This window comes from Pseudomonas brassicacearum (assembly GCF_003732225.1).
GTDB lineage: Bacteria > Pseudomonadota > Gammaproteobacteria > Pseudomonadales > Pseudomonadaceae > Aquipseudomonas > Aquipseudomonas brassicacearum_E.
The window spans coordinates 89,754-104,457 of the sequence record NZ_MOBJ01000002.1 but is presented as its reverse complement, the minus strand read 5'-3'; the positions used below and the strand labels follow the sequence as shown (position 1 = coordinate 104,457).

The window sequence follows — 14,704 nt, the reverse complement described above, 5'->3', positions numbered from 1 at the left end:
TCAATACCCGGGCCTTCTTATCATTCAAATCTTGAAGCGACGGCCCCAAGCGGCACCCTCGCTTCGTCACTGGAAAGGAATCCAGCATGGCGCCAAAACCACCGGTGAATTCGCCACCGAAAATCAATCTGCCTGAATTGCCAACGATCACGCCATCGCGATTGCCGCCCGATGGATACCCATCGGGCACCCGCCCGCACATGGCGCAAGACTCATCGCAGCCCCTCGCCGGGTTACCGCACGGCCCGGCTCTCGAGATGGGTGCAATACGAGACCTATTACCCGACGCCATATCGCCGATACGGGCGCAGGACCCCACTGTGCCCATGCCATCGACACGCCCGATGAGTAACGATCCATTGGACGGCTATCGAGTGTCCGCCCATTCGGCAAACACCCTGCCGGCAGCCGACAGCAGCGGCTTGCGAATCCACGCGAATCGCAGATACGCCGACCTCCGTGATAACGGTACGGTGCCGGTGGGCTATGACGAAGTTGCGAGGGCGTACCGGGCGAAACGTCGCAACGAACTGACGCCCAGCGGACCGGTACTGCGCCTGAACGATGACGGGAAAACCTGGAGCATGGTGCTTTCGACCACCGCGCAACCCGGAACGAGCGCCACCGCGCCGCGCGTTACCATCGACACCACCCACTATGTCTGGAACCCGGACGCGAGAAACCACCACGGCTACGTCGTACTGCACCGAAAAAAAGGCCTGGATGAAGGCTTTGGCCCCGAGACGCACCTGGCCTTTCAGGACGATGACGGCTCGTTTGTCAAAGTCGAACCGGGCTCAAGCGCGCTCGACCAGCCCGCGAATAAGTTGTCAGCGTGGACAGACCGTGATCTGTGGGACTTTTATGGCCTGTATGGCAATGACATCACGCGTTTTCGCAACGAAGTCACGGCCACCGGCATGAAGCCGCAATGGGCCGCCATTCGCCAGGAGAGGCTTCAAAAACCGTATCTGCTCAATGAACTTCGACGCTGGCTGGCACCACAGATGAGTCGGGATGAATTTCACCGGCGTATGGCGCCACTGAACTACTCGGTCGAGCAATGGGCGGCGCAACTCGACAACGTCAGTATCGACTCGGTCGCCAGGCGCCAGCTTGAAGTCAACACGCGCAGGCTGGACACCCTCCAGGCGCAAACCAGCGCCGAGCCAAAACGCCCACGTCTGGCGGATGAACAGTCCTCCACAGCGGAGACTCCCGCAGTACCCGGCTACGTTACAAAGTCTCTCGAGAACGGAACGCAGAGAAAGCAGCTGATCGAACTTCTTCAATACCGGATGAGCACAGGCACAACCCGGAAATCGCCGGAGGAGATTGCCCGCCAGATTCAACCCTACAACCTGTCGACGCGACAGCTCTCACTTCTGATCAGCGACTTACAGGCCGACGGACGTTTCCCGCAATGGGCCGAGAATCTCAAACACTCATCGATGGACGAAACGAACCTTCAGCGTTTCGATGAAGTGTATGAGGAGTTACTGCCAGAAATCATGAATATCCGAAACCATACGACTCATCACATCGACTTTTCCACCCACTTCACCCGCCCCTTCCTCAATGCCCTGCTCATTAAAGCCGGCTACCAACGCAACAAATACAACTGTTTGTACCGAACCGATATTCCCGCCATGTTCAGGGGTGACGACCGCAGTCCCTTCGAGTTTTTCAACGGACACATGCGTCCTCGCCAGGACCACGGCACTGGCTCCACAACGCAAAAAGCCGTGAGTGCAAGCTTTAGGCTCTCAGAGGCAGGCACTCACACACGAGTGACATCGGAGGTGGAAGCGCTTTTGTATGACACGCAATATCACCGACACCCGGGAAAGAAGGTCAATATCTTTTCAAATCGCGAAAGCGATGAAAGTAGCGAGAGTTCATCAAGCAGTGCCGAGGATAGCGACAGCCACTCCCCTAGTGATTCCGATAACCGCTCTGACAACTCGTTGTTTTGGGATCATGAAAAAAACTACATTGCAAGAAGACAAAATCAGAACATCGGATTTGATTATTTGCTCGACACCCGGGGTATTGAAGTCGTTCCAGGCGAAGAAAACCTTGTCTTCAATGCCTACGCACAAACCGAGAAAAAACCCGGAGAAAATGTCAAGTTTCCAGACGATTCATTTGAAGGACATATTTCAATGTCTCCACGAGGTCTAAGTGCGGACAGGATCTGGCTGATCAACTCGGATTGGACCCGTGCAGCGAAGGTCAATGACATCTGTTCGATGTATTTGCTTCGGCCTGGATCCTCCGGGGATCGATACAAACCTGGTGCGGGACGACCGATCGAACAAAGAACATGGACGGGCAATGAAAATAGATATGAATACGATAACTTGATAGATCAGGTGGCGAACGCCAACAAGCCTGTCATCGACTTCCCGGACAAGAGCATTTATTCCAACGATATCGTGTTTCCGTAAGGTCTCTACCGAGCACCATCGAACAAGACCAGCCTTTCGATTTCAGGGGAGGCCGGTCAACTTTCAGTCAACCATTGGAAAGGAATCCAGCATGACACCAAAACCACCAGTATCTTCGATACCCAAAATAAACCTGCCTGAACTGCCCGCATTGAATTTGCCGCCACTGCATACCGCTGGACAAGCAGCCATCGTTCGCCCCGGCGTACCGGGTGACATGTCAACGGACTCTACGACACCCGCCCCCCTGTTACCGGGAGCAGGTCCGTCCCATGTTCAACCGGCACCCTCGGCATTGCCCACGTTAAACGTTCAGGACATTGCCACGGCCCGGCCGCCAGCACCTGCTACAAGGGCTGATCCACTGTACATATTCCGCCTGTCCAGATTCTCTTCCAGGCTCCTGCCTGCACCCGGTGCTGACGGGCTCAGAGTCCAGGCGCAACGCCAATACGCCGACATTCAGTCGGGCGAAACAGTTCTTGTGGAGTTCGACGCCACGGCGGGGCTGTACCGCGCGAAACTGCGTACCGAACTGACAGCCTCAGGGCCGGCGCTGCAGCTCAATGCCGACCGCAAGACCTGGCGCCTGGCATCATCGAGAGTCACCACGAGTGCCGAGCCGCTGCCCGGTGGCTCCTCGGTGAAGCCACCGGAATCACAACCTCAACCTCAACCTCAACCTCAACCAGAGCCAGTGCAAAGCACCCAGCCAATTCGCTACACCAACATTGCCCACTACACCTGGGACCAACAGGCAACCAATTTTCATGGGTATGTGGTGATGCATAGAAAACAGGGTGTGGATCCGCTCGCCGGCCCCGAGATTCAATATGCGTTTATAGATACCAACGGACTGTTTGTCAGTGTCGATCCGCCAGGCGCTCCGATTAATCAGCCAGCACAGCAAATACCCGCCTGGACGGACCGCGACATCTGGGATTTTTACGGCCTGCACGGTGCACAAGTCGACCGATTCCGCGCCGAAGTCGCCAGTACCGGCACAAAACCGCAATGGGCTTTACCTCAAACAAACCGACGCCGCAAACATTATCTGATCAACGAACTTCGACGCTGGATTTCACCCGAAAAAACTCAGGATGAATTTGCCAGGCTGATGGCCCCGCATTCGTACGAGCAATTGTCGGTGATGCTCGACAATGTGCAGCTCAAGCCATCCCATCTCCAATCGGTGCGCGCGCCGAAGCGCCCGTTGATCGATGAACAACCAGGGCCAAGCGCCTCGGCGAAACGTCCGCGCCAGACGGATACGCAGCCGACCGACGAAACAGGGATAGCGCCTCTCTACGTCGAGATGTCTCGTCAGAATGCACTACTGAGGGAGCAGCTTCTTGAGCAACTTCAAGTCCGGATGAACTCACGCGGTGCCCACAAAACCCTGGCAGAGGTGGCGACTGCGATGAAGCCTTACAATTTGTCAAACCGGCAGCTCACGCAAATGCTCACTGAGATACCGGCCAATGGCAGCGTCCCGCAGTGGGCGCAGAACCATAAACTTTCGTCCATGGATGAGACAAACCTGAACCGGTTCGACGACACCTACGAAGAGTTGCTGCCTGAAATTCTGAGCCTGCGAAACAACGGGCAGGGCTTTACGGATTTCAACGCCAATTACACCCGGCCCTATCTCGATGGCTTACTGACCTACGCCGGGTACAAACGCAATAAACACAACTGTTTGTACCGAACAGATATTCCCGCCATGTTCAGGGGCGATGACCGCACGCCTTTCGAATTTGCCCGGGACGGCCACATGCTCCCGCGCAAGGATCTCGGTGAGGGATCAACGACACAAAAGGCTGTGAGCGCAACCTTCAGCCTGCACGACGCAAAAAAGTACATCAGCCATTTCGGCAAACAATCCGGGATTGAAGAGCTTTTGTATAACACTCAGTACCACAAGTACCCCGGCGACTTGAACCAAACCCCATCGCGCGATATGGATTCAAGTGACGGTGACAGTGCTTCAGACATTGACGGCGACTCCGACGACGGTGGCAGTGGCAGTGGCAGTGGCTCGGACAATGAATCGGGGCGAATGAAGGAGAAGGACTATTACCCGAAAAGACAGAACCAGAACATTGCGTTTTGTTACCTGTTCGACACCCGGAACATCGAGATTGTCCCGGCTCGTGAAAACTATCACTTCAACAGGCATGCACTCGATTCGAGACAACCCGGCGACAAAACCTGGTTTCCCGATGATGATCTGGAAGGGCATATTTCAGTGTCCAGTCGCGGCTTCAGCGCCGACCGGATCTGGCTGGTGAACTCGACCTTTACCCGTGCCGCGCGGGTCAATGACATCTACTCACAATCCTATGATCACGCCGGACACTCAACCAGTAGCGATGCCGACGTTATCGAAGAGATGACGTGGGCAGGCGCAAACAACATGAGGAACTACGACGCCCTGATTGATCAGGTCGCGGCTGCAAATAAACCGGTGCTTAACTTTCCCGCCGGCAAAGAGGTGTTCTCCAACGACGTTGTCTTTACGCCTGACTTAACAACGCCAACAACCGCCTGATCACTGTCGACAGACCCTAGGCAAACAACTCACCCTGCAACTCATCCAGCAACGCCTGAATCGCATCCAGGCGTTGTTGCGGGTCGTCGAGTTGCAGCAGATCAATCTTGTCCAACTCGGAAAATGGCAGCAGATACGCCAACTGATTCGCCAGCGATTGCTGGCCCGTGGCTTCGGTGCCCATGTTCAGTGCCTCGACCATCGGGTGTTCGGCCAGCGCCTTGAGCAAGGCAATCAGGTCGGCGTCGTCATCCTGCAAGGGTTGCTCAGGCAGATCATCCAGCCACTCGACATCGGCGACGGTCAGCTGGTCGCGCTGGACCTCGGTGCGCAGCACATGAAAGCGTCGCCCACCCTGAACCCGAATGCCCAGCAGGCCGTTGTCCTGCTGTTTGAAATCGGTGATCAATGCTTCGCAGCCGACCAGTGCATACCCCTCGGGCGCGACACCCACTTCATCGCCATCCAGAATGCACACCACGCCAAAGCCTGCGCCCTGTTTCATGCAGCGGCCGATCATGTCCAGGTAGCGCGCCTCGAAGATCTGCAAATCGAGGATGCAACCGGGAAACAACACTGTGTTCAGCGGGAAAAGCGCCAGGCTCATAGAGATTTCCTTAAACCACCATCGACACCGCCAACGGCAGGAATACCGCCGTGGCCACACCCATCAAGCTCATCGCCAACGCGGCAAATGCACCGCACTCTTCATTTTCCTGCATCGCCACCGCCGTGCCGACGGCGTGAGCCGTCATGCCTAGCGCCATGCCCCGAGCTTCAGGACTATGGACCCCCAGGCGCGTCAAAAGACTCGGGCCGAAAATCGCTCCAATCACCCCGGTGATCAACACGAACACCGCCGCCAGCGCCGCCACTCCGCCGATCTGTTCGGCCACCAGCATGGCAATCGGCGAGGTCACCGATTTGGGTGCCATGGTCATCAGAATCATGTGCTCGGCGCCAAACCACCAACCCAGCAACACGCCCATGCCGGTGGCAACCACTCCCCCTATCACCAGCGTAGTAAAAATCGGCCAGAACAGCTGCCGAATCCGTCGCAAGTTCAGGTACAGCGGCACCGCCAGCGCAACGGTTGCCGGTCCCAGCAGGATACTGAGGATCTCGGTGCTTTTGCGGTACTCGGCGTACGTCAGCCCACACGCGAGCAACACACCAATCACCAATAGCATCGACACCAGTACCGGTTGCAGGAAGATCCAGCGGGTTTTCTCGAACGCTGCCAGTACCAATTGATACGCGCCCAAAGTAATACCGATACCGAATAGCGGGTGGTGAATCACTGCCGTCAAAGCGCCGTGCCAATCGAAGACCATTACGATTCCTCCGAGCGAGCAGCGTGGCGCTTGATCAGCCGTTGCATCAGCACGCCGGCGAAGGCCATGGACAACAGCAGCGACAACACCAGTGCACCCACGATGGCCCAGAAGTCCGCGGCAATATCGGCGGCGTAAACCATCACGCCCACCGCCGGCGGCACCAGCAGCAACGGCAAATAACGCAGCAGGCTGCCTGCGGCCAGGTTCAGTGGCTCAGCCACTTCGCCGCGAACGACCAAAAATCCCAGCAGCAACAGCAGGCCGATAATCGGTCCCGGCAGCACCGGCAAAAACAAATGGTTGAGGGCCGTGCCAAGCAATTGAAACAGCACCAGCCAGGTCAGGCCGCGTAACAACATCCGTGATCTCCAGCAAAACTCGTCCCCCCACAAGCGGGCCGGACATTATAAGCATGGCACTTGCTATGCATGGGTATTCGCCAAAGGTATGGATGCTTGACCGGAACAAATCACCATGATGATCTAAGGTGGTTGTTCAGGGACCAAATTCCCAGCCTAAAAAACTAAAAAACCGATGAACCCAAGGAGAGTCTCAATGCCCTATGTTCCCGTTGCAGAGCTCAAAGATTATGTCGGCAAGGAACTTGGACGTTCCGAGTGGCTCACGATCGATCAGGACCGCATCAACCTGTTCGCTGAAGCCACAGGCGATTATCAGTTCATCCACGTTGACCCGGTAAAAGCCGCACAAACCCCGTTTGGCAGCACGATCGCCCACGGTTTCCTGTCGCTGTCGCTGATCCCGAAACTGATGGAGGACATCCTGGTCATGCCGCAGGGTTTGAAGATGGTGGTCAACTACGGCCTGGACAGTGTGCGTTTCATTCAACCGGTGAAGGTCGACTCCAGAGTCCGGCTCAAGGTCGAACTGTCTGAAGTCACCGAGAAAAAACCCGGCCAATGGCTGCTCAAGGCCACCGCCACCCTGGAAATCGAAGGTCAGGAAAAACCGGCGTACATCGCTGAACCGCTGTCGCTAGCGTTCGTGTAACCCCTCGCTCGATGCGAAACAGCTATCTGCTGTTTCGCACAGCTCTATATATCAGACACATAGCTGCGGCATACTCCCTCGCCTAATTGCCCGGATCCCGCTATGCGCTCACTTGTACCCCTTGCTCTGACCCTGTTGCTCACCGCGTGTGGTGATGGCGAATCGCTGTTGCCGCCTGACGCACGCCTGCCGGATGGTGGCCGCTATCGGGGAGATCTGGTCAACGGGTTGCTGCAAGGCCAGGGCCGGATCGACTACCCCAACGGCAGTTGGTACGCCGGTCAGTTCGACAAGGGCCAGTGGCACGGTCAGGGCGAATGGCACGGCAGCAACGGCGAGGTCTACCGTGGAGAGTTCCAGCAGGGGCTGTTCCATGGCCAGGGCACGCTGACGACCAGCGGCAGCAGTTACACCGGCGGTTTCAAACTCGGTCGGCGCGACGGTGAAGGCACCCTCAAAGAAGACGGCATGACCTACCGCGGCGAGTTCAAGGCCGATCAATATTCTGGCCTCGGTCGTCTCGAACTTGAGGACGGCAGCCAGTATCAGGGCCAGTTTGCCAATGGCAAACCCAACGGTGAAGGACAGCGCGGCGATGCCAGCGGCAATCAGTTCACCGGTAATTTCGTCGACGGCCAGCTGGAAGGCAACGGCACTTTCAGCAGTGCCGAGGGCGACAGCTACGTCGGTGGTTTCAAACAGAATCAGCTGAACGGTAAAGGCCGCTACGAGAACGCCGACGGCGACGTGTGGGTCGGCCAGTTCAAGGAAGGCGCGCTGAACGGTAAGGGCGAATTGATTGGTGCCGATAACAGCCACTACATCGGCCAATTCAGTGATTGGCGTTTCACCGGTCAGGGCCGTTTGAACCTGGCTGACGGCAGCTTTTACATCGGTGAGTTCGACAGCGACAGCTATCAGGGTCACGGCACGCTGGTGCTGACTGATGGCACGGTGCAAAGCGGCGACTGGATCAACGGCCAACGCGTGCGCGATGCCAATGGCAAGTTGCTGCCGGACACCCTCGAATTGGGTTTGCTGGCGCAAGGGCGCCTGCTCGAAGAAGCGCTGGCCAATGTGCCCGCCTCGACCCCGGCAATCGAGCTGTACACCCTGACCCTGGGCGGCGACGGCAAGCAGAGTGTGTTTCTGCGCGAATCCGACTACGTCAGCAACATGCTCGCCAGCCGCTTCGGCGCTTATGGCCAGATCCGCCTGGTCAACCATCGCGATCATCTCGGCGACCGGCCAATGGCCACCCGCGAGAACCTGCGCCGCGCCGCGCTGACTCTGGCCGAACGCAGTGGGCCGGAAGATCTGGTGTTCATCTACCTGACCAGCCACGGCACTCACGAACATGAACTGGTGCTCGACCAACCGCGTCTGGAGCTGGCCGACTTGCCGGCCGACGAATTGGCCGCAGTGCTCGCACCGCTGAAAAACCGCGACAAGATCATCGTGATTTCCGCGTGTTACTCCGGCGGCTTCATCCCGGCACTCAAAGACGAACGCACGCTGATCATGACCGCCTCGCGCGCCGACCGAGTGTCGTTCGGTTGCTCGGAAGAGGCCGACTTCACCTATTTCGGCGACGCGTTGTTCGTCCAGGCACTAAATCAGACCGACGATCTGGAGCAGGCGTTCAAACTGGCTAAGGCCACGGTTGCCGAGCGCGAACTGGCGGACAACTTCGAGGCCTCGGAGCCACAGATCTGGGCGCCAAAAGGGGTTTTGGCGCACTGGCAATTACTGCGCAAGCAGCAAGCACGCAAAGCACTACAAAGTGCTGCTTTAAACAGCAAGGAAGCAAAGAGCAACTAAGCTGAACAGTATCAAGGGGGAAACATTATGTACTTGACGCCTCAGCATGTATTGCTCGCTGGAGCCACCGGCCTGACCGGTGAACACTTACTCGATCGGCTGCTCAACGAGCCGACCATCAGCCGCGTACTGGCACCGTCACGCCGACCACTGGCTGAACATCCGCATCTGGAAAACCCGGTCGGCGATCCGGCGGTGTTTATCCCACAACTCAGCGGCCGCGTCGACATTGCCTACTGCTGCCTGGGCACGACGATCAAACAGGCCGGCTCCGAACAAGCCTTTCGCGCAGTCGATCTGGACATGGTCGTGGCGTTCGCCAAACGTGCACGGGAAATGGGCGCACGGCACTTGATCGTGATCAGCGCCCTGGGGGCCGATCGGAGATCCTCGATTTTCTACAACCGGGTGAAGGGCGAGATGGAATACGCGTTGCGCGCACAGAACTGGCCGCAACTGACCATTTGCCGGCCTTCCCTGCTGCTGGGCGATCGGCTTGAGCCGCGACTCGCCGAACAACTGGCCGGACCACTGTCCAAACTGATTCCCGGCAAATACCGTGGTATCGAAGCCTGCCAACTGGCCCGCGCCATGTGGCGCCTGGCGCTGGAAGAACAGGATGGCTTGCGGATTGTCGAGTCCGACGAGTTGCGCAAGCTGGGCAAATAGATCGGCGGTGACAGGTCGTCCGTCATCGCGAGCAAGCTCGCTCCCACATTAGATCTTCAGCGAATGCAAATTATGTGAACGTCGCCGATCCAGTGTGGGAGCGAGCTTGCTCGCGATAGAGCGCGGCAGCGCTCTGCTACAACCCGCCCGTTGCCTGAAAACCTACCCCCAGCACCGTCAACACCGACAGCGGCAACAGCAGCGTGTCGAGCAGTGCGCTGGCCGGCAGGTCGACACCGGGGTAACTCGGTGCTTCGGCGCCAAAGCGGTCCTTGGCACAGCAACCACCGTCCAGCGCATACAGATCAAGACGCATGCCCGAGTACACCACCGGTGCACCGGGTTTGGCCGCATCCAATGTGCGTGCGGTGGCACAGCCGCCCAATTGCAGGGCGAGCAGCAGACTCAATAACTTATTCATCGCTGCTCAAATGGTGCTCGCCCCAACGCGGCAGCATGTCTTGCGGGATGTTCAACAGATTGAGAATCCGCGCCACGACAAAATCCACCAGATCATCGATGGTCTGCGGCTGGTGATAGAAGCCCGGCGAGGCCGGCAGAATCGTCACGCCCATGTTCGACAGCTTGAGCATGTTTTCCAGGTGAATGCTTGAATAGGGCGCCTCGCGTGGCACCAGGATCAATTGCCGACGCTCTTTCAACGTCACGTCGGCGGCGCGTTCGATCAAGTTGTTGCAGGCGCCTGTGGCGATTGCCGACAAGGTCCCGGTCGAGCACGGCACCACCACCATCGCGGCCGGCGAGCCGGAGCCCGAGGCCACTGGCGACATCCAGTCTTCCTTGCCATACACCCGAATCTGCCCGGCAGCCGCGCCGGTGTATTCGGTGAGAAAGGCCTGCATCGTCTGCGGCTTCGACGGCAGCGTGACGTCGGTCTCGGTGGCCATCACCAACTGCGCTGCCTTGGAAATCAGGAAGTGCACCTCGCGGTCTTCGCGCACCAGACAATCGAGCAGGCGCAAACCGTACTGGGCGCCGGAAGCGCCGGTCATGGCCAGCGTGATGCGATCCGGACCGTTGCTCATTTAAGCGCCTCGGCCAATTTGCCGTGCAGGCCGCCGAAGCCACCGTTGCTCATGATCACCACGTGGGTGCCCGGTTTGGCCTGGTGCTTCACGTGCTCGATAATGCCGTCCAGCGAGTCGCAGACCATCGACGGCACGGTGCACAGCGCAGCAACGGCGGGCAAGTCCCAGCCGAGGTTGGCCGGTGCATACCAGACAACCTGATCGGCATCGACCACGCTTTGTGGCAAACCGTCACGGTGCGCGCCGAGCTTCATCGAGTTGGAACGCGGCTCGATAATCGCGATCAACGGTGCGTCGCCGATGCGTTTGCGCAGACCGTCGAGGGTGGTCGCGATGGCGGTCGGGTGGTGAGCGAAGTCGTCATAGATCGTGACGCCGTGAACTTCAGCGACTTTTTCCATGCGCCGCTTGACGCTCTTGAACGCGCTTAACGCAGCGATGCCCATACTCGGAACCACGCCCACATGACGCGCGGCCGCCAGAGTGGCCAAGGCGTTGGCGACGTTATGCTGGCCGGTCATGTCCCACTCGACCACACCTTGGGCGACGCCTTCGAACATCACTTCGAACTTCGAGCCGTCTTCGCTGAGCAACTTGACCTGCCACTGCCCGCCCGCACCGGTGGTTTGCACCGGGGTCCAGCAGCCCATGTCGATAACGCGCTGCAATGCCGGTTCGGTAGTCGGGTGGATCACCAGGCCTTCACTCGGGATGGTCCGCACCAAGTGGTGGAACTGTCGCTCGATGGCCGGCAGATCGGGGAAGATGTCGGCGTGATCGAACTCAAGGTTATTGAGGATCGCGGTACGCGGACGGTAGTGAACGAATTTCGAACGCTTGTCGAAGAAGGCGCTGTCATATTCATCGGCTTCGATCACGAAGAACGGCGTGTCGCCCAGACGCGCCGACACCGAGAAGTTCTGCGGCACACCACCAATCAAAAAGCCCGGGCTCATGCCCGCGTGCTCCAGCACCCAGGCGAGCATGCTGCTGGTGGTGGTTTTGCCATGGGTGCCGGCAACCGCCAACACCCAGCGACCTTGCAACACGTGGTCGGCCAGCCATTGCGGGCCGGAGACGTACGGCAGGCCTTTGTTCAATACGTATTCGACCGCCGGGTTGCCGCGCGACATGGCATTGCCGATCACCACCAGATCCGGGGCTGGATCGAGTTGGGCTGGATCATAGCCTTGCGTCAACTCGATGCCCTGCGCCTGTAACTGCGTACTCATCGGCGGGTAGACGTTGGCATCGGAGCCGGTCACGTGATGGCCCAGCTCTTTGGCCAGAACCGCCATCGAACCCATGAAAGTGCCGCAAATACCCAGAATATGAATGTGCATAGTCAACCTCGTAAAACATCGAGGCAGGTTAGCGTAGGGTGGGAAAAATCGCACCTTGTGTTTCGGACTTGCAAACGCCATCGCGAGCAAGCTCGCTCCCACACCGGCTCGTCTGTGTACACAAAATATGTGAACACACCTGATCAAATGTGGGAGCGAGCTTGCTCGCGATTGGCCACGACGCGGTTTAGCGGGCGATGCCGTGTTTGCGCAGCTTTCTATAAAGCGTATTACGGCTGACACCCAACTGCTCAGCGGTATGGGTCATGTGCCAACGCTGTTGCTCCAGGGCATTGAGCAAGGCCAGGCGTTCGGCATCGTCCAGCGGATACTCTGACACCTCGTCCGCCTGCACCAGCGCAAGTACCGGCCGCCCCTGGCGAATCATCACCGGCAAATCCTCAACCCCGATCCGCCCGTCTTCACACAACGCCGCCAAAGTCCGCAACACGTTGCGCAACTGCCGCACGTTGCCCGGCCAAGCGAAGTCGAGCAGCGCCTGCCTAGCCGCAGCATCAATCAGCACCGCCTCCCCGCCCGCCTCTTCAGCCAGTAAAAAGTCGAGCAACTGGGATTTGTCGCTGCGTTCGCGCAACGCCGGCAAGGCGATTTCCAGACCATTGAGGCGGTAGTACAAATCCTCGCGGAAGCTGCCGTCCTGCACCCGCTCAAGCAAATTACGGTGAGTGGCGCTGATGATCCTTACATTGACCGACAGCGGCTCGCCACCGATGGGTACCACCTGCCGATCTTCCAGCACTCTTAATAGTCGGGTTTGCAACGCCAACGGCATGTCACCGATTTCGTCGAGGAACAGCGTACCGCCATCAGCCTGCTGCAACTTGCCGCGCATGCCCTCTTTGCGCGCACCGGTGAAACTGCCACCGCGATAACCGAACAGTTCACTCTCGATCAGGCTTTCCGGGATCGCCGCGCAATTGAGCGCAACGAAGGCTTTTTCTGCACGCTGACTGGCCTGATGCACAGCTTTGGCGAAAGCCTCTTTACCCGAGCCGGTTTCACCGTTGATCAGCAGCGGCACATCGCGTTCGAAGACCCGCAAGGCTTTGCGGAAGTCATTCTGCAGCCCTTCATCCCCAAGACAAATGCCTGAAAGAGCCGGGCGCTCGGCAATGACCGGCTTTTGCAGCACCGGGGTTGGCACGCTGCGCGGCTGGCCGCGCAACAACGCAAACAACACCCGCCCGTCACGGGTGCGCAGTGGCCAACTGGCGCTGGCATTGACGCTCGCCCGCCCCAGCAGTTCGTCCAGCGAGCAATCGAAAAACGCCTCGACCGGTTTGCCCAGCAACCCGCCGCGAATATGCCCCAGCAGGTTCAACGCACTCTGATTGACCGCACTGATGCGCCCTTCTCCGTCGAACGCCAACAGCCCTTCGCTGAACAGCCCGACCGACTCGGCCTGCAAGTGAAAGCGCAGCAGCCATTGATTGTCGAAGTAACGCAGGAAGTAGCAGCTCTCGATCATCTTCGCCGAGAGATTGACCAGCGCCATGGTGTGAAACTGACTCTGACGCGAGACATCGTGGCGCGCTGACGAGACGTCGAGCACCGCCAGCAGCTCGCCGTGCGGATCGAACACCGGGCTCGCCGAACAGGTCAGCCCGGTATGACGGCCCCGAAAATGCTCATCCTGGTGGATGGTCAGCGACTGCCGCTCCACCAGGCAGGTGCCGATGCCGTTGGTGCCTTCGCAGGCTTCACTCCAGTCGGCACCGAGCCAGAGACCCGCGCGCTCGAAAATCTTCCGCTCGGCAGGCGCGGTGACACAGTTGAGGATCACCCCACGGGCGTCAGTCAACAGCACCGCGTGGCCGGCACCGGAGAGTTGTTGATGCAGGCTGGTCATTTCACCGCCGGCAATTTGCAGGACTTGCTGCAAGCGTTCGCGACTCTCCAGCACACGACCGTGCTCAAGCACCGTCGGCGCCATGGTCAGGGCCGGATCGAGGTGATAGTCCTCAAGACAACGCAGCCAGGAACGGGCGATGGACGGATCGCTGCCCGGCCCCTGCAAATGGGATTTGCCTTGGGTCACGGTCAAGACTTGCTGGGCATGGCGACTCAAATGGTTGCTGTGCATTTCTTATTATTCTCCCCGTAGGGCCTGGCTCGTTCCCGTAGCAGCTGCCGCAGGCTGCGTCCGGCCGCGAAGCGGTCGTAAATCTGAATCCCGCCTCTCACTGAACAACCGCGACCAACCAGATTGCGAGCGCTTCGCCCTCGAACGCATCCTTCGGCAGCTGCTACAAAAGCGAAGCAAAGCAATCGCGTGAGGCCGAGCATCCTCCAGCTCCGCGAGTATTGCAATGCTGGCCTGACCACCAGGTCACAGGCTGTGCCACAAGCGGTACAAACTGTCACATGGCCTGTACCGCATCTGTCACACGCCCTGTTCCGGTCACACTCAAAAAAACCGTAAGCCCTTGATTTACCTGACCTGCAAAGCACT

Annotated in this window: 12 protein-coding genes; 5 read left to right on the top strand and 7 right to left on the bottom strand. The window is 58.5% G+C overall.

The features are described from left to right. Positions 1 to 86: 86 nt before the first annotated feature. Complete coding sequence (locus tag BK659_RS02065) at positions 87 to 2,450, top strand: hypothetical protein (RefSeq protein WP_148050412.1); 2,364 nt, start codon at positions 87 to 89, stop codon at positions 2,448 to 2,450. A 91-nt stretch (positions 2,451 to 2,541) separates the two neighbouring features. Next, entirely contained in the window at positions 2,542 to 5,001 is a 2,460-nt protein-coding gene (locus BK659_RS02060) for a hypothetical protein (protein WP_148050411.1), read from the top strand. Positions 5,002 to 5,017: 16 nt separating this feature from the next. Here the strand turns inward: BK659_RS02060 and BK659_RS02055 are convergent, their stop codons facing one another. The 3 genes from BK659_RS02055 to BK659_RS02045 are packed head-to-tail and all read right to left on the bottom strand — an operon-like array spanning position 5,018 to position 6,697. Further along, a complete protein-coding gene (locus BK659_RS02055; protein WP_123423492.1) occupies positions 5,018 to 5,608 on the bottom strand; it encodes an LON peptidase substrate-binding domain-containing protein in 591 nt (196 codons plus the stop codon). Positions 5,609 to 5,618: 10 nt separating this feature from the next. Beyond that, positions 5,619 to 6,335 (bottom strand): LrgB family protein, encoded by a 717-nt coding sequence (locus BK659_RS02050; protein ID WP_123423491.1) that lies wholly within the window; start codon positions 6,333 to 6,335, stop codon positions 5,619 to 5,621. Continuing rightward, positions 6,335 to 6,697 carry a CidA/LrgA family protein gene (locus BK659_RS02045; protein ID WP_123423490.1) on the bottom strand — a complete coding sequence of 121 codons (363 nt, stop codon included), beginning with the start codon at positions 6,695 to 6,697 and terminating at the stop codon, positions 6,335 to 6,337. The genes BK659_RS02050 and BK659_RS02045 overlap by 1 nt, the downstream gene beginning before the upstream one ends. Positions 6,698 to 6,893: 196 nt before the next feature. Here BK659_RS02045 and BK659_RS02040 point away from each other — a divergent pair, with 196 nt between their 5' ends. From BK659_RS02040 to BK659_RS02030, 3 genes are all read left to right on the top strand, one after another. After that, complete coding sequence (locus BK659_RS02040; protein WP_123423489.1) at positions 6,894 to 7,349, top strand: MaoC family dehydratase; 456 nt, start codon at positions 6,894 to 6,896, stop codon at positions 7,347 to 7,349. 102 nt (positions 7,350 to 7,451) lie between these two features. Further along, positions 7,452 to 9,170 (top strand): C13 family peptidase, encoded by a 1,719-nt coding sequence (locus tag BK659_RS02035; RefSeq protein ID WP_123423488.1) that lies wholly within the window; start codon positions 7,452 to 7,454, stop codon positions 9,168 to 9,170. A 27-nt stretch (positions 9,171 to 9,197) separates the two neighbouring features. Beyond that, the gene (locus tag BK659_RS02030) at positions 9,198 to 9,839 is read left to right on the top strand and encodes an oxidoreductase (RefSeq protein WP_123423487.1); all 642 of its coding nucleotides are present in this window, start codon (positions 9,198 to 9,200) and stop codon (positions 9,837 to 9,839) included. Between the two features lie 136 nt (positions 9,840 to 9,975). Here the strand turns inward: BK659_RS02030 and BK659_RS02025 are convergent, their stop codons facing one another. The 4 genes from BK659_RS02025 to BK659_RS02005 form a co-directional block, all read right to left on the bottom strand. Continuing rightward, on the bottom strand, positions 9,976 to 10,260 hold the full coding sequence (locus tag BK659_RS02025; RefSeq protein ID WP_123423486.1) for a YceK/YidQ family lipoprotein: 285 nt from the start codon (positions 10,258 to 10,260) through the stop codon (positions 9,976 to 9,978). After that, a complete protein-coding gene (gene ubiX, locus BK659_RS02020; RefSeq protein WP_123423485.1) occupies positions 10,253 to 10,885 on the bottom strand; it encodes a flavin prenyltransferase UbiX in 633 nt (210 codons plus the stop codon). Before ubiX ends, BK659_RS02025 begins: the two co-directional genes overlap by 8 nt. Next, positions 10,882 to 12,231, bottom strand: coding sequence for a UDP-N-acetylmuramate:L-alanyl-gamma-D-glutamyl-meso-diaminopimelate ligase (gene mpl, locus BK659_RS02015; protein WP_123423484.1), 1,350 nt, complete (start codon positions 12,229 to 12,231; stop codon positions 10,882 to 10,884). The genes ubiX and mpl overlap by 4 nt, the downstream gene beginning before the upstream one ends. A 187-nt stretch (positions 12,232 to 12,418) precedes the next feature. Beyond that, entirely contained in the window at positions 12,419 to 14,335 is a 1,917-nt protein-coding gene (locus BK659_RS02005) for a sigma-54-dependent Fis family transcriptional regulator (RefSeq protein WP_123423482.1), read from the bottom strand. Positions 14,336 to 14,704: the final 369 nt, after the last annotated feature.

Bases quoted from the DNA above. Each gene is read 5' to 3' on its own strand.
- BK659_RS02065 (WP_148050412.1), top strand. From the start codon at position 87: ATGGCGCCAAAACCACCGGTGAATTCGCCACCGAAAATCAATCTGCCT.
- BK659_RS02060 (WP_148050411.1), top strand. From the start codon at position 2,542: ATGACACCAAAACCACCAGTATCTTCGATACCCAAAATAAACCTGCCT.
- BK659_RS02055 (WP_123423492.1), bottom strand. From the start codon at position 5,608: ATGAGCCTGGCGCTTTTCCCGCTGAACACAGTGTTGTTTCCCGGTTGC.
- BK659_RS02050 (WP_123423491.1), bottom strand. From the start codon at position 6,335: ATGGTCTTCGATTGGCACGGCGCTTTGACGGCAGTGATTCACCACCCG.
- BK659_RS02045 (WP_123423490.1), bottom strand. From the start codon at position 6,697: ATGTTGTTACGCGGCCTGACCTGGCTGGTGCTGTTTCAATTGCTTGGC.
- BK659_RS02040 (WP_123423489.1), top strand. From the start codon at position 6,894: ATGCCCTATGTTCCCGTTGCAGAGCTCAAAGATTATGTCGGCAAGGAA.
- BK659_RS02035 (WP_123423488.1), top strand. From the start codon at position 7,452: ATGCGCTCACTTGTACCCCTTGCTCTGACCCTGTTGCTCACCGCGTGT.
- BK659_RS02030 (WP_123423487.1), top strand. From the start codon at position 9,198: ATGTACTTGACGCCTCAGCATGTATTGCTCGCTGGAGCCACCGGCCTG.
- BK659_RS02025 (WP_123423486.1), bottom strand. From the start codon at position 10,260: ATGAATAAGTTATTGAGTCTGCTGCTCGCCCTGCAATTGGGCGGCTGT.
- ubiX (WP_123423485.1), bottom strand. From the start codon at position 10,885: ATGAGCAACGGTCCGGATCGCATCACGCTGGCCATGACCGGCGCTTCC.
- mpl (WP_123423484.1), bottom strand. From the start codon at position 12,231: ATGCACATTCATATTCTGGGTATTTGCGGCACTTTCATGGGTTCGATG.
- BK659_RS02005 (WP_123423482.1), bottom strand. From the start codon at position 14,335: ATGCACAGCAACCATTTGAGTCGCCATGCCCAGCAAGTCTTGACCGTG.